The following is a 19,903-nucleotide window of genomic DNA, read 5'->3' as shown; positions in this document are numbered from 1 at the left end:
CTCCTCTTTTGAGATAAAGTCGGGACCGCATCGATCGTTGCGGTGCAGGGTAAGTGAACGTTGAAAGCAATTTCGAAGGTTCGGCCCGAAAGCGCCGCGATTCGAAGCGCGCAGACAATCAGCTTGCGTTTGCCGACATGCGCTCACAATGGCGCCAGAACATCCCAAAAATTGTGACCGGACAAGATACACATAACCGACGGGACGTGTCGTTTGAAGTGTCGTGCCGCTAGCGGCACTGGGTGGGAGGGACGAGTCGGGGAAGCGATTCGTCGTATGTGACTATGTGTTGAATAGTGAAACGAAGCATGGAGAATCACGTCGCTGAAGGGATCGTCTGGGACGAGAGACGATACGCGCAAGCCACGCAGAACTTCATTCGGGCATCAGACAAGTTTGTCGAATTTCAGATTGTCGATCTCGCGTCGGACACAGCCTGGCTTGCATTGCAGACGGAATGGTCAAATGAGGTGTCGTGCAGCCACATTGAACGCGAATTCAATGTCCGAGCCAAGCTGTCACAGGACTGGGCCGTCGTACCGCATGCGCTGGTCCGGACCGCGGACGGACCGGCATTGATTTACGAGATGAGCGCTGGCACGTCGCTATCGGCGCTGTGCGGAAAATTGTCCGTTGCTCAGTTTCTCTCGATCGCGATTGGAATGGCGCGGTGCGTCGCGAAGACGCATGAGCAGCGTCTTGTACATGGCGATATTCAGCCTGCGAATTTCGTACGTGACTCGAATGGCATCGTCCGTATTCGCTCGTTCATGCATGCTTGCGACCTGACTGGCGAGCTACGTTTCAGACGGCAGCCCAGCGAGGCTGCGGCGCCGTACGCCGCGCCTGAGCGAACCATGTGGGAAGATGCGTTCGACGACGAACGAAGTGATCTATATTCGCTTGGCGTCACGCTATTCGAGCTATTGACCGGCACGTATCCGTTCAAGGTGTCCTCGCTGGCCGAATGGTTGCATGCACATGTCGCAATCGAGCCTGCGAAACCGGGCAAGCACCGGGCAGACGTGCCGCCGATACTCGACGAGGTCATCCTCAAGCTGTTGTCGAAAGATCCGAATACCCGCTATCAGACCGCCAAATCGCTTCATCACGATCTCGCGTACATTGTGGCAGCGTGGACGGCGTCCGGTGCGGTAGCACCGTTCGATCTCGCACGTGCCGACCGCTTCTTGCAGGAGGCTGGGTCCGGTGCGTTCGTCGGGCGCGAAGGCGAACTGCGCCAGCTCGTCGATACCTATGACGATGTTGCGCTGACGGGGCGCTCGTCAATGGTACTGATCGAGGGCGGGGCCGGGCTGGGAAAAACGATGCTCATCAACCGGCTCAAGGTGCGGTTGAATCTGTCGTCGCAGTTCTGCGGCATCGGAAAGGTCGATCAATATCAGTCTTCGCAACCGTATGCGCCGATCGTCGGCGCGTTGCGCTCGCTATTACCTCATGTCGCCCCGCGGGAAGACGACGCACGCGTACATCTGACGCAGGGAATCCGTGAGCGTCTGCACGAACACGCTGGCTTGCTAGCTCAATTGGCCCCCGAGTTCGCGCAGACGATGGGCATACAGGAAGTCGAAGCGGATGGGACCGGCACGATGCCGGTATCGCGCGTTCACCAGATACTGGCCGGCGCATTTTCCGCCTTCGCGTCACCAGGTTCGCCGCTGTTGCTTGCGATCGACGACGTCCAATGGGCCGATGACGCGACGCTCGACTTCGTCGAGGCGTTAATTGCCGATGCGCCGGCGAACCTGTGCGTTGTCGTCACCTGTCGGCCTCCCGAGTACGATCAGACAGCCCGTTTTCGAGCGTTCGTCGAACGCCTGCGCGGCGTCTGCACGACTGCGATCGATCTCACGCCGCTGCAAGTATCCGACGTCGCTCGAATGATCGGATCTTTTCTGAACGAACCGCTCGATCGTGTGCGCGATCTAGGTGAACTGATCCATACGAAGGCGGAAGGCAATCCGCTCCATGTGCGGCAACTGTTGCGTGCGCTCTTCGATGCCCGACTCGTTCGCTTCGATGGGGACAGTCATGAGTGGTCCTGGGACGGAGAGGCAATCAAACGACACCACGACGCGGAAAACGTCGTCGAATTGTTGGAGCATCGACTGGGGGGATTGTCGCCGGCCGAGCGGGATATGCTCAGTTGGCTTGCGTGTATCGGGACGGAGTGTGATTCCGGCCGCATCGCCCGCATACTGGGAACGTCGCGGGGCGACGTACTGTATCGGCTGGAGCAAGCGCGGCGGACGGGTTTCGTCTGGCGGCAGGGCGAGCAATGGGGATTCGCCCACGACAGGATTCGCGAGGCGGCTTACGGGCTGATCGATCCGGCTACCCGCGCGGCGCGGCACGAGCAAATTGCTGCCGCAATGATTTCGCTGTCGTCTGCAGGTAATCCGGACAATGTGCTTGATATCGCAGCGCAGATCGAGCGCGCGATTCGCATCCCGGTCGAGCGTGCACGGGCAGTTTCGTTTGCAAGCACGCTGATTCTCGCGGCGGAGCGCACCGCGGCAGCCGCCGCGCGCGACAGGACGCTTGCATTTCTCGCAGCGGCCGAAACCTTGCTCGGCAAGAGCGCCTGGAGTGATACGTACGATCTCGCGAAGGCTCTGACCGTGCTGCGTTGTCGCACATTGCTTGCCACTGGTCACCTAGAGAGCGCCGCACGGGAAATCGATGCATTGCTGCCCCGCATGCGTTCGGCGATCGATGTCGCGGAAGCTTATCGGCTCAAGGCAGCACTGCTGACCGTCAATTCGGATTATGCGGGGGCCGTCGATGTCGCGCTCGAAGGCTTGAGGTTGTTCGACATCGATTTTCCCGCCCAACCGTCGATCGACGATCTGACAGACGCGTATCGTGAAATTGAGGCCGAACTCGCCGGGCGTTCGATCGCGGAGCTCGTCGCGCTCGAGAAGATGAATGACGCTCGCATCGAGGCGGCGATGGGTTTGCTGACCGCCCTTGAGGCGGCGATGTTCTATCCGAGTGCGGGGCTGACATTGCTGCAGTTGGCGACCATGGTACGGCTGACATTGCAATACGGCGTCACGGGTGCCTCCGTGCAAGGCCTCGCGTGGTACGGCGTCTATATTGCGGATGCCTACGATGCGTACGAAGAGGGGTTCGCATTCGCGAAAGTCGCGCTTGCGCTCGTCGACAAGCATGGCTTCGAGCGCTATCGAACGGCAACCCTGGTCGCGCTCGACCAGGTCAGCGTGTGGACCCAACCGCTCGCGTCTGCGCTCGGTTATGCACGTCAGGCAAGGGCGGCCGGAAACGAAAGTGCGGAATTGCGGTGGCAGTGCTATAGCTGTAACCACATCGTGTCGGACTTGATCGCGATGGGCGAGACGTTGCCCCGAATCCGTGACGAAATCGAATCGCTGTTGACGATCGCGCGCGGTGCCGGCTACCACGATATAGTCGACTTGGTGACGACTCAGGCCGAGTTCATCGAATCGCTCCAGACAGACAGCGGGCGGACGATCGGGACATGGCAATCCCGGGGCAGGGAAAGCGGGCACACCGAATGCTGTGAGAACCCCCCCATGGCTGTGTTGTCGTTTTGGACGCTCGTTCTGCGCGGACAATCCGCGTTCTTGCTTGGCGATCTGGTTACTGCCGAGTCCGCGTTCGAAGCGGCTGTGCCGCTGAGCTGGTCCACACCAGCGCATATCATGCTGTCAGATTTTCGTTTGTTCGCGACTTTGACCGCGATCCATGCAAATCGGGGGCGGCTGGAGCCGGAGCAACTGCTCGCGAAAGTCAGTATTCATCGAGAACAGATGGTGATTTGGTCGGCTCTGAACCCGGGTACGTTCCGGAATAAGCTGATGTTGATCGAGGCAGAGTTCGAGCGCGTGCGAGGCAACGATCTGCGCGCGATGCAGCTGTACGAGGCGTCGGCCCACATGGCAGCTGCACAAGGCTTTGTGCACGAACAGGCGCTTGCCCACGAATTGGCGAGTCGTCACGCGACCGAATCGTCCCTTTCTGGCGTTGCACGCCATCATTTGCGCATCGCCCACGCGTGCTATCGGCGGTGGGGCGCGCTTGGCAAGGCGGCTCGGATCGAGGCACAGCACTCGTTTGTCGCGACCGACGCTATACCGGCGGCGACGCCGCTGGAGATCCAAGGCAGCACGGACCTCGATTTCATGGTCGCGATGCGTACCGCGCAGTCGCTATCCGAAGAGCTCGACCTGGAGCGCCTCGTCCAGTCGCTCATGATTAACATGGTCGTACATGCCGGCGCACAGTACGGCGTACTGATCCTGGTGCGCAACGGCGTGCCGAGGATCGAGGCATCGGCCCGTGTCCATGGCGACGACGTGGTCGTCGATTTCACGCGGACACGGCCAGTCGACAAGGACATACCGACATCGATGCTGAATCGCGTCATGCGATCGCGCAAGCCGCTCGTGTTTGACGACGCGTCGACGCAGGGTATGCCCGAGCATGCGGCGAGCCTCGCCGTTCGCCCGACCCGATCCGCCTTCTGCTTGCCGTTGCTCAAGCAGGGAGACCTGATCGGCGTGCTTTATCTTGAGAACGCGTTGGTGCACGGCGTATTCACGCCTAAGCGTACCGCGATGCTCGAGGTGCTCGCGCCTCAGGCCGCGAATTCCCTTGAAACCGCACGGCTCTATACCGAACTCATCGAGGAGAATGCGCGCCGCCAGGAAATGGAAGAGGCGTTGCGACGCGCCCGGACGGAGTTGGCTCATGCGGCCCACGTCACGGTGATGGGGGAGCTCGCCGCATCAATCGCTCATGAGATCAACCAGCCGCTCACCAGCATCGTGTCGAGTGCCGGTGCGAGCCTGCGCTGGCTGGGCGGTGCGCAGCCGAACATTGCCGAGGCGCTGTCCAACCTCGAAGATATCCGTTCGTCGGGCGTTCGCGCGGCGGAGATCGTGCGAGCGCTGAGGTCGCTGGCGAAGCAGACACCCGTCGCGCTCGCGCCGGTCGTAATCGATGACCTCGTCGAAGAGATGCTGAAGCTGACGGCGATGGAGATCGACTCGAAGCGTGTCCGGCTGCGGGTCCGGCTGGAAAGCGGCAGCGCCGAGGTCCTGGCCGACCGGATCCAGATCCAGCAAGTCGTTCTGAATCTGATTACCAATGCGCTGGACGCGATGGACGGTGTCGAACACCCACGCCTGCTCGATGTGGCGTCGACGATCGAGGCTGGCTATGTTGTTGTCAGCTTGCTCGATAGCGGCCCAGGGATCGACGAGTCGCTGATGGAGCGCATCTTCGACCCCTTCTTTACGACCAAGTCGCACGGAATGGGCATGGGGCTCGCCATCTGCAAATCGATCATGGAGGTGCACCGCGGAATGTTGACCGCCACGCCCGGACCGTCCGGAGGAGCGGCATTCGTGTTCCGGCTGCCGCTTGCCGACATCGCGCACTGAACAGACTGTCGTGGCAGCAGCCCGTTATTATTTCCGGATGTCGTGCGGTTCGACGCCGAGCGCCTGCGCCATGCGGACGAGATCGGGCAGCGTGCGTGCGCCCATCTTGCGCATCACCTGACCGCGATGGACCTTCACGGTGATTTCGTGCAGGTTCAGGTGCCCCGCGATCTGCTTGTTCATCAGGCCGGTGATGACGTATCCCATGACTTCGCGTTCGCGCGGCGTCAGAGAAGCGTATGCGGCGCGTAGGCCGGTCAGTGAGCGCGCTGCATCGAGCCTCGCGGCATCGACCGCGAGGGCGTGCGTGACGGCGTCGACAAGATCTTGCTCGCGAAACGGTTTGGTCAGGAAGTCGACTGCACCGCTTTTCATTGCCTTGACCGACATCGGGACATCGCCGAAACCTGTCATGAACAGGATTGGAATGTTCAACCCGTTTCGCGTGGCGTCTTCCTGAAAGGTGAGACCACTTTCTCCGCGGAGGCGCACATCGAGTAGCAGGCAGCTCGGAGCGTCCGGTCGATCGAAGGCGAGAAAGTCACGCGACGACGCAAACGTTTCGACGTGCAGTCCGACCGAGCGCAGCAGAGAGTCGAGCGAGCGACGCAAAGTTTCGTCGTCGTCGACGATGTAAACGACAGGCGGATGGTTTGGCACGTGCGGCGATATCGTGCTTGTTTCGCTTGTCATTCTGGATTCCTTCGGGGTGATTAAACCGGCGTGCATCATGTCGCCACGGCTCCCGACATTCTATGCGGTTGAAATATCACAGCGATTCGACGCGGAATCAGCAGGACCCGGCGGGGCCCGAGGACGTCGCTTGGTCGACCAGATTCAATAGATCGTCATCCGAAAAGGGCTTGCGCAGAAAATCTAACGCACCTTGATCCAGTGCACGCTTGACGACATCTTCGTCGCGTTGGGCGGACATGATGATGACCGGCGTACGCGCCCCTTTTTCTTTGAGCGCGCGCTGGACTTCCAGGCCGTTCATTCCTTTCATCTTGAAGTCGAGAAGAATGCAGGCGGCGTGAAATCGTTGGTCGGAAAGCAGAAAGTCCTCGCCCGACGCAAACGACAAGGCTGTATGTCCAGCCGCCTTGAGAAGGCTTTCGAGACTTTTCCGTACCGACGCGTCATCATCGATAATGCAAACGAAGGCCATGAGCGCGAACTTTACGAGGCAGGCTGTAATAATAAAGACAGATTCGGCTCGCCGCGATTAGTCGTTCGTATAATTGCACCGAACGGACAAACCGGGCTAGCCCTGAATCGACCGGGTTCGCGACTTGCGGCAACGTCAATTTGTGGCCTGCGACGCCGATGCGGAGGCAGGGGCGTAGGTTGCGGGTTCGCGATACGGGCGATGATGTTCGAGTTCGCCGCGTTCGCCCGCTTCCATCCGTCTTTTCAGAGCGTAGGCCCGTGTCGGCCCCGGCAGCCGGTAGCGCTGCGATTTGGCGGTCGGGCTGGTCAGGATCAGCGACTTCTCCACCAGCCCGACGATACCACTCAGCATTCGCGCTGAGCCAAAGCGCTCACAACTGGCGACTGCGTGGGCGGTTGCCAGTTCGAATGGGCCATCGATGACCGACAAGCGTCCCAGTAGCGTGCGTTCGTCATCGTCCAGCAACCGATAACTCCAGTCAAGCGCCGCTCCCATCGTCTTATGTCGCGGCGGGGCGGCGCGCAACAGGTTGGGCAACTCCAGGAGTCGTGTATCGAGTTCGGCGCTCAATGTCGGAATCCCGAGCGAAGCGACACATGAAGCTGCCAGTTCCAGCGCGAGCGGTATGCCGTCGAGCGCGCGGCACATCGATGCGACGAGTTGCAGCGTACACGGATCGAGCGAAATGTCCGAACCAGTCGCAGTCGCGCGCTTCAGGAACATCTGGACCGAACTACAGGCTAGTACGTCCTCGCCGGAGGCGCCCGCGGCCGGTGAATCCAGCGGAGGAATCCGGTACACCCGTTCGCGTGCGATCCGCAGCGGCTCGCGGCTTGTCACAAGAATACGGGTGTCAGGGAGATGAGCATGAAGGGTAGTGCAGAGTTCCGCGACTTCGTCGGCGACGTGCTCGCAGCCGTCGAAGAACAGCAAAGTCGGCCGCGCGTCGAGCGTCGCAAGCAAGTGGTCGAGATCGGTCGGCGTCACCTTCAAGGCGCGTCCGGTGGCATGCAACACCGATTCGTACGGGTGACCGTCGGACAGGTCGACCAAGCAAACGGCCATGCCTGAGCCGGCCGAGAACTGCCGGGCGCATTCGTGGGCGACGGTAGTTTTTCCAATCCCGCCTGGGCCGCAGAGCGTCACGATGTTCTCGGACGTGATGGAATCGAGCACGCCGGCGATCACGGAATCACGACCGACGAGGACGGATGGCACGACCGCGATGCGGCTTGGCCTATCGATCGAACCGCCGCCAGACGGTGCTTCTACCGGGCGGGCGAGCCGGTAGCCGCGTCCGGCACACGTCTTGATGATGCCATGCTTACCACCCCCAAAAATCTTGCGTAGCGCCGAGATATGAACCTGGATATTGTTCTCAACGACGAAGGTATTCGGCCAGACCGTGTCCATGATCTCGTGCTTCGTGACGAGTCGTCCGTCCGCCTTGATCAGCAACTCGAGGATGTCGAATGCCCGCATGCTGATATGGTGTACGTCGCCGTTCACGAAAATTTCGCGGCTTTCGAGGGATACCGCTACCCGGTCGAATGTATGCATGTTTTGCTCATTCAATGAAATAGCGCAGGCGCGCCGTCTGTTGAGCACTCGCCCGGACGCGTGGCAGGCGGTCCGAGAACTTGTCGCCATCGTATTTCGGGAGCCGGTATGTCGCTATTATCCATGTGTCTAAGTTGGCTACACCTGCCGAACATCGACCAGCCAATGTCGCACTGTCACCCGATGACCGATCGACCGGTCATGATTGCGGCAACCACGCGTCCACGCGCATCGTCCGATCGAAAATGCACGACGAGCTGGATCAGGAACTGCACGGCCATAGAACCGAAGCCGACAGGCAGCGAAATGTCGAGGAGAGATCAAGGCGTTGGCACGAAAGCCGCCACCCGGCTCACGCTCGCGCCGAGCGCTGTCGCTATCGTCAGCTTGCGTTTTGGAGCGGATCGCCGAGCGATTCTCTGACGAACAGGTGAAACGCACGGTCGATCTGTGTGAGCGACACGGCGAGGCTTGCCGTGTCACCCGACATGTGAAGACATGGCGCTATCGTTCCGGTCGCCGTTGAGCTTAGTACAGGTGGCAACGACCGCGCCCCGACAGAGCGCGAGCGTGCAGGGAGTCATCGGTGAGTTTGGCGCATGACCTCGGGCCGCAACCGAAGTCGAACCTACCGACATAAGGGTTCGCTGAACGTAGAGCATCGTACGCACCGCTGCCAGTGGAGCCGTGATCGGATGGCCGCGGTGCGCGGGTCGGTAACGTGTGCGTTCCGGTCTGCGCATCGCGCGTCATGCATGCCGACTGGATTATGGGTTGTCCGCTCCAGTTGGAGCGGCGTCAGCGCGCAACCCGGCAATGTCGCCACGCAAAAGCGGGGCCCGAGGCTGCTGCAGCCGCGCGCGCCGGCTCCAGCGGCCCCTTGCGCGGTATCGCACGATTAGGCTTGCAGGAACGCCAGCAGTTCGGCGTTGATCTGGTCCGCGTTGACGACGCACATCCCGTGCGACGCTCCGGCGATGACCTTGAGCCGGGCGTCCTTGACGATCCTGGCCGATAGCTCAGCCGAGTCACCGATCGGCACGATCTGGTCGTCATCGCCATGCAAGATCAGCGACGGCACGTCGATCTTCTTGAGGTCTTCGGTGTAGTCGATCTCCGAGAATTCCTTGACACACAGATACTGACCGTATGCGCCGCCCATCATGCCCTGGCTCCAGAATGCGTCGATCGTCCCTTGCGAGACTTTCGCATTCGGCCGGTTGAAGCCGAAGAACGGCACTGCGAGTTCCTTGTAAAACTGTGAGCGGTTCTCGGCGACGTTCTTGCGGATGCCGTCGAACACCTCCATCGACAAGCCACCGGGGTTGCTCGCCGACTTCACCATTTGCGGAGGCACCGCGCCGATGAGGACGGTCTTGGCGACCCGCTCCGTACCGTGGCGACCGATGTAGCGCGCGATCTCGCCGCCGCCCGTGGAGTGGCCGACGAGCGTCGCTTCGCGCAAATCGAGGGCGTTTATCAGCGCAGCGAGGTCATCGGCATAGGTGTTCATGTCGTTGCCTTGGGACGGCTGGCTCGACCGTCCATGACCGCGCCGATCATGCGCAATGACCCGAAAGCCGCGCTGGACGAGGAACAGCATCTGCGCGTCCCACGCATCCGCGGAAAGCGGCCAGCCATGGGAGAAAACAACCGGACGGCCGGTGCCCCAGTCCTTGTAGTAAATCAGGGTGCCGTCTTTCGTGGTGATCGTGTTCATTGCGTTGACTCCGTGATGGGCCGAGGTGGCAGAAGAATGTTTCGTCGGACTGACGGCCGACGCGGCGGCGGGCAGGGCTGCCGCCGCCAGGGCTGTGGCGCCGGCGAGCATCATGTCGCGTCGCCGTGGCGAGGGCGGAACTTCAGTTTGCGGAATGCGCATCCAAGGGCTCCAGGTGCGTGCGGCGGATGATGCCGCGTTGAACGAGCGGGTAAGGCTGCCGGCGCGAGGCGGTGGCACCGGGTCGGCAGTGATGCACCGTCGAAATCGGACCTCGTCCGAGTACTGACAAGCGCGGTAGGCAGCCTAGATCGTGTTGAGGCGGCAAGTACTGAAAGCTGTCTCAATCTTCATGAAAGCGCCACGGTCACGCCGTGCGAGCGCACCGGCAAGAAAGTTTCAGAAACGATAAAGGACGCTTCAACGGAGTCTCGCTATCGTTGGTCCCGAATCGTCCCCCCTACCCGTATCGCTTCACGCCAGGAGGCGTCACGACTGACGCAGCGGTCAGACACGGGGACGCGTCACCCACGTCATTTGCGAGGATGCCTTGCCATGAATGAGATCAGTCGCTGGGAGCGGATGATTACGCAGTTCGCCCCGTTGTTCGGCACGGACAGTCATCTGCCGGTTTGTCAAAGTGTCGATGTCGCCGGACGATGCCGACGCGATGTCGCATCTATGCAATCGCTCGGCAACGTGCGAGCGCGGAGCTCAATCGTTTCCGTCGAGCGCCAGACCGAGTCGTCCGTTCTCGTATCTTGGAGTGATCCGACGTGCTGTCGCTACGACGAGCAACGCTGGATCAACGCGAAGTCCCGAATGCGAGCGCTCTGCGCGTTGAGTGGACGCGTCATTCGCCCGGGCGATCCTGTTTACAAGCCGCAGTGGCGTGGCGCAAGAAGACCGGCGAACGGTGCGGAGATGATTCTGACGACCGAACTGGAACGGCTGATCGTCGAACTGAGTCGCCATTGATATTTATTCAGGTCGCGGGCCAATCCGCCGACCGCCAACCTGTCAGGAAATAACTATGAGTCTGTTCACCACCCACGATGGCGTTTCGCTTTACTACAAGGACTGGGGTTCCGGTAAACCGGTTGTTTTCATTCACGGCTGGCCGTTGAATGCTGATATGTGGGATGTTCAGATGCATCACCTCGCATCGCGGGGGTTTCGATGCATCGCATACGACCGACGCGGGTTCGGTCGGTCCAGCCAGCCGTGGCAAGGTTACGACTACGATACGCTGGCTGACGATCTCGCCGCCTTGCTCGATCAGCTCGATCTGCGCGAGGTTACGCTCGTTGGCTTCTCGATGGGGAGCGGCGAGGTTGCGCGCTACATCGCTCGACACGGCACCGCCCGCGTGGCAAAGGCCGTGCTGATCGGAGCGGTTACGCCTTTGATTGCGCAGCGCGACGATTATCAGGAGGGCGTCGCGGTCGAAGTGTTCGATGGCATGCGCACGGCAATACTCGCCGACCGCGCCACCTTTCTCGAGAATTTCTGGCCGTTGTTCACCGGTTCCAACCGAGCCGGTTCGACAGTCTCACGCGCGGCGCTTGACGCAACGACGTACATGGCGCTGCAGGCAGGCCTGAACGCCACGCTCGATTGTGTGCATGCGTTTTCAGAAACGGATTTCCGTGCAGATCTCAACAAGCTCGATGTACCGACGTTGATCGTGCACGGCGATGATGACCAGACCGCACCGATCGGGCTTACGGCAAGAGCGACAGCCAATCGCGTGCCTCACGCGACTCTACGCGAATACGAAGGTGGTCCACACGCACTGTACCTGACGCATGCGGAGCAACTGAATGAAGATCTGCTTGCTTTCGTGCGAGCGCACGAATAACCGCACTCGGTTGGGCAGCAAAAATAGCGCGATCTGTGTCGATTCCGAACGAACACTCCAGCCGCATGTAAGTGCACTTGACGACGGTGATCGCTCAGTGGAATTCGATTTCTGCGTCGCGTAGCAGGCTCTGCAACGTTCATCATAGCCCTGAGGAAATCACATGAAATCTAGCCTTCTTTCCGTTTTCATTGCTGCAGTCGTAGCGGCTCCTTCGATAGCGTCCGCATCGGTTGCGTATGCACCCGCCGAGCCAGGATCTTCCGCCATTGCCCGGAAACATAAGGATCCTGCTGTTGTCGCCTCGCGCAAGAAAGCGAAAGCCGCCGATCGGGCTCTTGCAAAGCGCGTGCGGAAAAGTTTCGAGCAGGATCACGCGCTGGATTCGGCACGCATTGTCGTGTTTGCCAAAGGCGGCGCAGTGACGTTGACCGGCGAGACTGCGGATGATGCGCAGATCCAGCTTGCAGAAAAGCGCGCGAGTGCGGTACCGGGTGTGACGTCGGTGAGCAACCGGCTGACGCTTACCGAAGGCGGCAGCTGAGCGTTGTGCCAGACCTGATCTGATGGCGGCGAGAACGCGGAGTATTGATAGCCAGGATGGCCGTTGCGTTCGAGCGCAACGGCCTGGCCGAGCAATGTCAGGCACACGGTGAGCTTCTCGAAGCTGCTGCATAAGTGAGCAGCTGAACACCGCAAGTGCGACTGTCGCACAGTCAGTGGTCGGGTCGACATCTCGGGAGTTTCATCGGTGCGTGGCGCCAGGCGGCGCTCCCACGGTCATCGCAGGTTCTGATGCTAGCCCCATCTTAAGCGACTATCCCCGAGTTCGTGAGCGATCGTATGCGGCTGTACTCGGAACGTCATTTCGGCAGTTGGAGCTTCCTGGAGAGGCAGACGAATGAGGCGCGTTCGCGTCCTTGAGAGCAGCAATGATGTAAACACCTTGCGCCTGGAAGTTGAGACACAATCGCTTCCCGAAACGAATGATTCGGAATGCATTGTCGAAATTGCAAGTGCCGGCGTTGATCCAAGTGACGTGAACGCAATGCTTGGCCTAATGCAACACGCCGTGTGGCCGCGCACACCAGGTCGCGACTATGCCGGTCGAGTAATCGATGGGCCACCGGCGCTTGTTGGACGGTCGGTGTGGGGCAGCGGCGCCGATCTTGGAATCCGGCGTGACGGCACGCACGCGCGCTATCTTGCAATTCCGCTCCATAGCGTGCGCGAAAAGCCTGCTAACTTGACGTTGGACGAAGCCGGGACAGTCGGTGTGCCGTTTGTTACGGCATTCGAGGGTTTTCGTCGGGCTGGTGGGGTCAATAAAGGGGATGTGGTGCTGGTCATCGGTGCCAACGGAATTGTCGGACAAGCTGCGATTCAACTCGCGACGATGGTGGGCGCCACCACGGTAGCTGCCGAGCGTACAGCACCGGCCTACCTTGGTCACGCGAACAACAAGGTACGTATGATCGATGCGTCTTCGAGCGATTTCGAAGTGATGGTGCGTGATGTCACACATGGACATGGTGCGGACATCGTATTTAACGCGATCGGCAGCCCGTACTTCGAGCAAGCCAATTTGGTAATGGCGGCCGGTGGTGCACAGATCTTCATTTCGACGGCCGAGGGGACGGTGCCGTTCGATATCTCCACGTTCTATCGTGACCAGCACAGCTATGTTGGAGCCAACACGCTCGGTCTCGATGCACGCAAAAGTGCGGTCATCCTGGACAAGCTGCTTCCCGCATTTGAGCGTGGCGCGTTGAGACCTTTTCCGATTCACGACGATTACATGTTTGACCTCGATGACGCGGTGCGCGCGTATCGGACTGCATGTGCCGGCGCAGCTTATCGGACGCTGCTAAAACCCTGAGCGTTGTCCTCGAATCGCGCGTTATCGCGGTACATACCCAATCCGCATTTCAGATGAGCCGCATGCGGTTGCCACTTGCAGGTCTGTTGTGTCGAGGCGCGACAGGTCTGTCTGCCGGCGAACCGATCGGTTTGCAATTGGCGTACGGTCGACGATGGCGTGTCCGACGGTACTCGAAGATCAATGCCCAATTGCCGGACCTTCTTCCTCGTCCAGTCGATTCGTTTCATTCTCCAAGAACGATTCAGGCAGATTCAGGAGTCTCGTTATGGAATCCCCTAATCTGTGAGTGTCAATTTCCATGACTCGCGGGACATGGTGACAAAGGCGTGCGATTAACCGCATCCGCTGATCAAGGACGACTGCCAATGGGAAAGCAAGTGCCAATACTGGAGCAACAGACGAATTCACCGTGGCCGGTTACGTCACTGGTCATCAACGGGCAGCGCACTGAACTTCGCGTTCCCCCTGACATGCCGCTCCTGTGGGCGTTGCGCGAGATCGTCGGTTTGTGCGGTACGAAATTCGGCTGCGGCATCGGACAGTGCGGTGCCTGCACGGTGCACCTGGACGGAAATCCGGTGCGCTCGTGCGTTTTGCCGGTGTCTGACGTCAACGGGCCAGTGACGACAATCGAAGCAATCGGTAAAACCGATATCGGCAAGCGGGTCCAGGCGGCCTGGCTCAAGCTTGAAGTAGTCCAGTGCGGTTACTGCCAGTCTGGGCAGATCATGTCGGCTGCTGGCCTGCTGATGCGCGACCCCCATCCCGACGATGCGGCCATCGACGCAGCGATGTCAGGAAATCTGTGCCGATGCTGTACGTACCCGCGCATTCGTGCAGCAATCAAGGTGGCAACATGAAAACGTATGGGCCTGTTGACGAAGCTACCTTACCTGACATCGCACGCCGTCGGTTCTTGACGGCAGGCGCGTTGCTGGTTGGCTTTTCCCTTGCGGCGCCGGCGCGTGCGTTTATGAGAGAACCGGATCTTGCTGCTGTCGGTGCCCTCGACGCGTCGGGTACGGGTTTTGATGGTTTTGTCCCAAATGGTTTCATTCGCATCGGTGTCGATGGGCGAATCGTGCTTGTGGTGCCGAGCGTCGAAATGGGGCAGGGTATCGCTACCGGCGAGGCGATGATGCTGGCCGAGGAACTCGAGGTGGAACTCGACCAGGTCGAGGTCGTGATGGCGCCCGCCGATGCTCATGCCTATACTCAGTCGCTTCTGAAAGCACAGGCCACAGGGGGCTCTACATCGGTTCGGGCTTATTTCGGTTCGCTAAGAAGTGCCGGTGCGGCCGCGCGCACAATGTTGGTAGGGGCCGCGGCCGAGCGGTGGCATGTTCCTGCAACGGAATGTTCCGTATCGCGCGCGATCATCACCCACGATCCGACCGGGCGAACGCTGTCTTTTGGAGCAGTCGCGTCGGCCGCACGCCGGCAGCCAATGCCGACGCGTGTCGCGTTGAAGCCACCTTCACGTTTCCGGCTCATCGGCAAATCAACCAAGCGGGTCGATACGCCGGCCAAGGTTAACGGGACCGCTACGTTCGGGATCGATGTACATGTCGCAGGAATGCGTGTTGCAGCACTGGTGATGAGTCCGACCATCGGCGGCAAGGTCCACCGCGTCGACGACCGGGCCGCTCGTGCAATGCCAGGCGTGATTGACGTGTTGCGAATTGACGATGCCGTAGCAGTGGTCGGTGAAAACTATTGGATAGCGCGTCGTGCGCTGGCGCAATTGCAGGTCGAATGGGAAGCCGGGCCCAATGCTGCGCTGACCTCGAGCGCGCTCGCGAACGAGCTACGAGATGCGCGGGGTACACCTATACTCGGCAAGCAGGTCGGTGATCCGGAACGCAAGTTGAATGAGGCCGGCAATCACCGGATCGATTCCGTTTATACGCTGCCATACTTGGCGCATGCAGCACTCGAGCCGATCAACACGACGGTTCACGTGCGGCCAGACGGGTGCGATATCTGGGTTGGCACGCAGGTGCCGCAGACAGCACGTATTGTTGCTGCACAGATCACCGGTCTATCGATGGAACAGGTCGTTGTTCGCAATCACCTGATTGGTGGCGGATTTGGCCGCCGACTGGCTGTCGATACGATCGAGCAAGCGGTGCGCTTTGCGCGCCAAGTCACGTATCCGCTCAAGGTGATCTGGACGCGTGAACAGGATATCCAGCACGATCGCTTTCGTCCTGCATATCATGACACCATCTCTGCGACGCTCGGAGCGGACGGTATGCCGGCAGCTTGGATACACCGCACGAGATGCTCGACCGTCCGTCCATACTACGATCGCAAGCCGTGGCCACAGGGTCAACTCGATCATGATGCCGTGGCCGGTGCGGCAGACCTGCCTTATGAAATTGCCGCGATGCGCTCCGATTGGGTGAGGCAGGATGGGCCTGTCGCACTGAATTGGTGGCGCGGGGTCGGGGAGACTCATAACGTATTTGTTGTCGAATCCTTTTTGGACGAGCTCGCGCATGCCGCGAAACGCGATCCGATCGAATACCGCCGTGCGCTCCTGCGCCAAAACCCCCGTTCGCTAGCCGTGCTCGATCGAGCGGCAAAGGCTGCCGGTTGGGGAGACCCGCTACCACCACGCTGCGGCCGAGGTGTCTCACTGCATGACAGTTTCGGCACGCACGCTGCACTCGTGGTGGAGATCGAGGTGGATCCACAAGGAGATATTCGGTTGCGGCGAGCTACGGCGGTCGTTGACTGTGGCATCGCCGTCAATCCAGACAGCGTTGTGGCGCAAGTCCAGGGTGGCGTGTTGTTCGGGCTCTCGGCTGCGCTCTATAACGCGATCACGATAGAAAATGGTGTGGTCCAGCAGAGCAACTTCCATGACTATCGTCAGATCCGCATGAACGAAGTGCCTCCATTCGAGGTAATCGTCATGCCGAGCGAGGAGTCGCCGGGCGGACTCGGTGAAGTCGGAACGGTCTCGGCTGCCCCAGCGCTGGCGAATGCCATATTCGCGGCGACCGGGGTGCGGCAGCGTAGTCTGCCTATCAACAGGCCGGCGTTGGCGATCAAAGGGGAAAATCGACGTCCACCATCGATTTCTGCATTCGACGGGAGACGCGCATGATGCTCCGTCAAAAAAAATGGGTGGTCGCGATCGCCCTGGGAAGTGCGGCGTTCGCCGGCCTGGCGTCGGTCTTTTTCTGGCCGCATCGCCTTGAGCCAGTCTCGACAAGTACGGTGTTGCCACGAGGCGATGCGTTAATAGCTCGAGGTCGTTATCTTGCTACCGCTGCAGACTGTGCTGCATGTCACACGGTACCGAACGGTCGGCCGTTCGCGGGCGGTACGAGCTTCAAGCTCCCATTCGGCAAAATATACGCACCCAATATAACGCCAGACAGAACCTACGGCATCGGAGCGTGGAGCGACGCGGAGTTCGTACGAGCCTTGCGCGAAGGCGTGGGGCGGCATGGCGAAGATCTCTATCCTGCGTTTCCATATACGTCGTATTCAAAGCTCTCCAATGATGACGCATTGGCGATCCGAGCGTTTCTCGCAACGATGGAGCCGGTCCATACGCCGGCACCGTCGAATGACCTCGCCTTCCCTTTTGATCAGCGTCGATTGATGCGGGCCTGGAAGTTACTTTTCTTCGATAACAAGGTATTCACTCCCGATCCGACGCGCAGCATCTCCTGGAACCGTGGAAACTATCTCGTCAATGGCCTTGCCCATTGCGGGGAATGTCACACACCGCGAAATATGTTGTTCGCCACGAAGACCGCGAAAATGTTGTCGGGTGGTGTCGTGGATGGTTGGAAAGCGTGGAACATTACTTCTGATCCCGACACCGGAATCGGTGGATGGAGCGATTCGGATCTCGTCGAGTATTTGTCAAGCGGATATGCAGTCGGCCATGGCGCGGCGTCGGGCAGTATGCGAGAGGCGGTCGAGATGAGTCTTGGTCGACTACCACGGCGCGACATTGAGGATATGGTGACATACCTGCGGACCGTCCCATCACAGCGTAGCGATCCGGAGGCGGCCATTTCCGTGGCATCGTCAACACTCGCGCGATCGGGGCGATGGGCAACCGTACCTGGAGGTGACGGTGTCGGCAAGCGCATATTCGAAGCTGCCTGCGTGAGTTGTCATGGTTACGATGGAAATGGGCAGCAAATGAAGCGTGCCAGTCTAGCCGGGGCCCATGCCCTGAGCGACCCGGCCGGCGACAACCTCATAGGCTTGCTGCTCGATGGGTCGCACAGCCGCGACGACGCCCCTTCCACGTCAATGCCTGCGTTCGGTGCCGCATACAGTGATGTCGAGATTGCTGCAGTCGCAAACTACACGATCGCTCAATTCAGCGGAAAGAGAGGGCAAGTTACGCCAGATCGAGTGGCGGAATTCAGAAAATAAATCGGATTGATTGATTCGTATTCTGTTTCGATCAAAAAAGTATCCGCCTGTTATGCGGTCGAATATTCTTCGTTTTTAGAAGATGATCGCTGGTTGATGGGTTATATATCTGTGCAAAAAATTATTTTTCGCCAAAGAAATTCTATCAACTGAAAGGTTGGTTGCGATTTTTCATCGATTCGAACCAGTTTATATTCGAAAAGTTCGTCAATGAATTAATAAAGATTAAGTTGTTTTTGATTGGGTTGAGTTATCTAATTGGCAGGTAAGTTATTGAATGGACGGTGCGCCCGAAGTTGGTCGTGCCCGCATGTCTGGACAACCAGTCGCCGAAGGAGCTTCCAACGTGAAAATGCCTGTTGTCGATTCGTCCGTTATCGATCGCCGCGCCACGATTGCGGAAGACTTGCGAGAGATCGTTGGAGAAGAATGGGTGCTCGATAGCGAGGCGGAGCGACGCCCGTACGAGTGCGATGGTCTGACCGCATATACGGCATTGCCGTTACTTGTAGTTCTCCCCGACACGACGGAGCAGGTTAGCCGAATACTCACGTACTGCCACGCCGCGCGCATCAAGGTTGTGCCGCGAGGATCGGGTACGTCGCTGTCTGGCGGCGCGTTGCCGCTTGAGGATGGCATCTTGCTCGGCACAGCCCGCATGAACCGCATCGTCGATATCGATGCCGCAAATCGTGTCGCGCGAGTTCAGCCTGGTGTGCAGAACATCCGGGTGACCGAGGCGGTTCGTTCGCTTGGCCTCTGCTACATGCCGGACCCATCCAGTCAGGCGATTTCGACGATCGGGGGAAACGTCGCCGAGAACTCAGGAGGAGTGCATTGCCTGAAATATGGTGTCACGTCGAATCACGTTACCGGAATGGAAATCGTGTTGATGACGGGCGAAATACTCAGGCTGGGCGGTGCGTTTGTTGGTGGCGCGGACGGCGAGTTCGACCTCTGTGGTGCATTGATCGGCTCCGAAGGTCTGTTGGCCGTCGTGACTGAAATCGCGGTGCGGCTGACGCCTGAACCACCGCTAGCGCGCGTCGTGTCGCTGGGTTTCGTCGATGTCGCCCACGCGAGCCAGTGTGTCGGCGACATCATTGGGAGCGGCATTGTGCCGGCCGGACTCGAATTCGTCGACCGCAGGGTGATCGGAGCGGTGGCGTCGTTGCTCGGTGAGATGCCGTCCCCCGGTGTCGAGGCGTTGTTGCTGTGCGAACTGGATGGCACCGAAAGCGAGGTGGATGCGCTGGTCGAGCAGGTGGAGCGCATCGCCCGCAACGCTGGTGCTGTCGACCTGAAGGTCAGCCGGACAGAAGCTGAACGCGAACGTCTGTGGCGTGCCCGCAAGCTTGCATTCGGTGCGATGGGAAAGATCGCGCGGGATGTCTACGTAACGGACGGAACGATTCCCCGTCGCCGTCTCGCGGAGATATTGAATCGGATTGAGGCGTTGTCGAAACGGCATGGGCTCGAGTACGCGAACTGCTTTCACGCGGGCGATGGCAACTTGCATCCGATGGTGTTGTTCGATGCTGCCATTCCAGGTGATCTCGAGAAGGCAGAAGCATTCGGCGCGGACATTCTTCGAGCCTGCGTCGATCTCGGTGGTGTGCTGAGCGGTGAACATGGCATTGGTGTCGAGAAGCGTGATTTGCTGCATTACCAATTCGACCCGAACGACATTGCGCAGCAGCAACGGCTCAAGTGTGCATTCGATCCGAATGAGTTGCTCAACCCTGGCAAGGTGTTCCCGACAGCTTGCCGTTGCGTCGAATTGGGCCGCACCCGTATGCGCGACGGCAACGTGCGCTTTGCCGATGTTCCCCGCTTCTAGGATATGCAA

The 19,903-nt window shown here is 59.6% G+C and carries 13 protein-coding genes; 9 read left to right on the top strand and 4 right to left on the bottom strand.

The window, feature by feature from the left end:
- Positions 1-308 precede the first annotated feature (308 nt).
- Positions 309-5,450: an ATP-binding sensor histidine kinase gene (locus tag LGM89_RS01830; protein ID WP_226272114.1), complete on the top strand. Its 5,142-nt coding sequence runs from the start codon at positions 309-311 to the stop codon at positions 5,448-5,450.
- A gap of 27 nt (positions 5,451-5,477) precedes the next feature.
- On the opposite strand, the gene LGM89_RS01825 is transcribed toward LGM89_RS01830, so the two are convergent.
- The 4 genes from LGM89_RS01825 to LGM89_RS01810 form a co-directional block, all read right to left on the bottom strand.
- Entirely contained in the window at positions 5,478-6,143 is a 666-nt protein-coding gene (locus tag LGM89_RS01825) for a response regulator transcription factor (protein WP_089496683.1), read from the bottom strand.
- A gap of 97 nt (positions 6,144-6,240) precedes the next feature.
- On the bottom strand, positions 6,241-6,618 hold the full coding sequence (locus tag LGM89_RS01820; RefSeq protein WP_089496684.1) for a response regulator transcription factor: 378 nt from the start codon (positions 6,616-6,618) through the stop codon (positions 6,241-6,243).
- A gap of 135 nt (positions 6,619-6,753) precedes the next feature.
- Positions 6,754-8,181: a winged helix-turn-helix domain-containing protein gene (locus LGM89_RS01815; RefSeq protein WP_226272113.1), complete on the bottom strand. Its 1,428-nt coding sequence runs from the start codon at positions 8,179-8,181 to the stop codon at positions 6,754-6,756.
- Positions 8,182-9,079: 898 nt separating this feature from the next.
- Entirely contained in the window at positions 9,080-9,901 is an 822-nt protein-coding gene (locus LGM89_RS01810) for an alpha/beta fold hydrolase (protein WP_226203241.1), read from the bottom strand.
- A gap of 555 nt (positions 9,902-10,456) precedes the next feature.
- On the opposite strand from LGM89_RS01810, the gene LGM89_RS01805 reads away from it, so the two are divergent.
- The 8 genes from LGM89_RS01805 (at position 10,457) to LGM89_RS01770 (ending at position 19,894) form a co-directional block, all read left to right on the top strand.
- Entirely contained in the window at positions 10,457-10,879 is a 423-nt protein-coding gene (locus LGM89_RS01805) for a DUF3331 domain-containing protein (RefSeq protein ID WP_082138633.1), read from the top strand.
- Between the two features lie 55 nt (positions 10,880-10,934).
- Positions 10,935-11,762 (top strand): alpha/beta fold hydrolase, encoded by an 828-nt coding sequence (locus LGM89_RS01800; protein ID WP_226272112.1) that lies wholly within the window; start codon positions 10,935-10,937, stop codon positions 11,760-11,762.
- A 163-nt stretch (positions 11,763-11,925) separates the two neighbouring features.
- Complete coding sequence (locus LGM89_RS01795; protein WP_226202855.1) at positions 11,926-12,306, top strand: BON domain-containing protein; 381 nt, start codon at positions 11,926-11,928, stop codon at positions 12,304-12,306.
- A 357-nt stretch (positions 12,307-12,663) separates the two neighbouring features.
- Positions 12,664-13,641 (top strand): quinone oxidoreductase family protein, encoded by a 978-nt coding sequence (locus tag LGM89_RS01790; RefSeq protein WP_226272111.1) that lies wholly within the window; start codon positions 12,664-12,666, stop codon positions 13,639-13,641.
- A 368-nt stretch (positions 13,642-14,009) separates the two neighbouring features.
- Positions 14,010-14,504: a (2Fe-2S)-binding protein gene (locus LGM89_RS01785; protein WP_226202859.1), complete on the top strand. Its 495-nt coding sequence runs from the start codon at positions 14,010-14,012 to the stop codon at positions 14,502-14,504.
- A complete protein-coding gene (locus LGM89_RS01780; RefSeq protein WP_226272110.1) occupies positions 14,456-16,759 on the top strand; it encodes a xanthine dehydrogenase family protein molybdopterin-binding subunit in 2,304 nt (767 codons plus the stop codon). The genes LGM89_RS01785 and LGM89_RS01780 overlap by 49 nt, the downstream gene beginning before the upstream one ends.
- The gene (locus tag LGM89_RS01775) at positions 16,756-18,054 is read left to right on the top strand and encodes a c-type cytochrome (protein WP_226272109.1); all 1,299 of its coding nucleotides are present in this window, start codon (positions 16,756-16,758) and stop codon (positions 18,052-18,054) included. Before LGM89_RS01780 ends, LGM89_RS01775 begins: the two co-directional genes overlap by 4 nt.
- Before the next feature lie 352 nt (positions 18,055-18,406).
- Positions 18,407-19,894, top strand: coding sequence for an FAD-linked oxidase C-terminal domain-containing protein (locus tag LGM89_RS01770; protein WP_226272467.1), 1,488 nt, complete (start codon positions 18,407-18,409; stop codon positions 19,892-19,894).
- Positions 19,895-19,903 lie beyond the last annotated feature (9 nt).

This window comes from Burkholderia sp. AU31624 (genome assembly GCF_020420065.1).
Lineage (GTDB): Bacteria > Pseudomonadota > Gammaproteobacteria > Burkholderiales > Burkholderiaceae > Burkholderia.
This window is presented reverse-complemented; position numbering and strand designations above follow the sequence as displayed.

Coding starts and splice junctions, on each gene's coding strand:
- LGM89_RS01830 (WP_226272114.1), top strand. CDS start 309: ATGGAGAATCACGTCGCTGAAGGGATCGTCTGGGACGAGAGACGATAC.
- LGM89_RS01825 (WP_089496683.1), bottom strand. CDS start 6,143: ATGACAAGCGAAACAAGCACGATATCGCCGCACGTGCCAAACCATCCG.
- LGM89_RS01820 (WP_089496684.1), bottom strand. CDS start 6,618: ATGGCCTTCGTTTGCATTATCGATGATGACGCGTCGGTACGGAAAAGT.
- LGM89_RS01815 (WP_226272113.1), bottom strand. CDS start 8,181: ATGCATACATTCGACCGGGTAGCGGTATCCCTCGAAAGCCGCGAAATT.
- LGM89_RS01810 (WP_226203241.1), bottom strand. CDS start 9,901: ATGAACACGATCACCACGAAAGACGGCACCCTGATTTACTACAAGGAC.
- LGM89_RS01805 (WP_082138633.1), top strand. CDS start 10,457: ATGAATGAGATCAGTCGCTGGGAGCGGATGATTACGCAGTTCGCCCCG.
- LGM89_RS01800 (WP_226272112.1), top strand. CDS start 10,935: ATGAGTCTGTTCACCACCCACGATGGCGTTTCGCTTTACTACAAGGAC.
- LGM89_RS01795 (WP_226202855.1), top strand. CDS start 11,926: ATGAAATCTAGCCTTCTTTCCGTTTTCATTGCTGCAGTCGTAGCGGCT.
- LGM89_RS01790 (WP_226272111.1), top strand. CDS start 12,664: ATGAGGCGCGTTCGCGTCCTTGAGAGCAGCAATGATGTAAACACCTTG.
- LGM89_RS01785 (WP_226202859.1), top strand. CDS start 14,010: ATGGGAAAGCAAGTGCCAATACTGGAGCAACAGACGAATTCACCGTGG.
- LGM89_RS01780 (WP_226272110.1), top strand. CDS start 14,456: ATGCTGTACGTACCCGCGCATTCGTGCAGCAATCAAGGTGGCAACATG.
- LGM89_RS01775 (WP_226272109.1), top strand. CDS start 16,756: ATGATGCTCCGTCAAAAAAAATGGGTGGTCGCGATCGCCCTGGGAAGT.
- LGM89_RS01770 (WP_226272467.1), top strand. CDS start 18,407: ATGCCTGTTGTCGATTCGTCCGTTATCGATCGCCGCGCCACGATTGCG.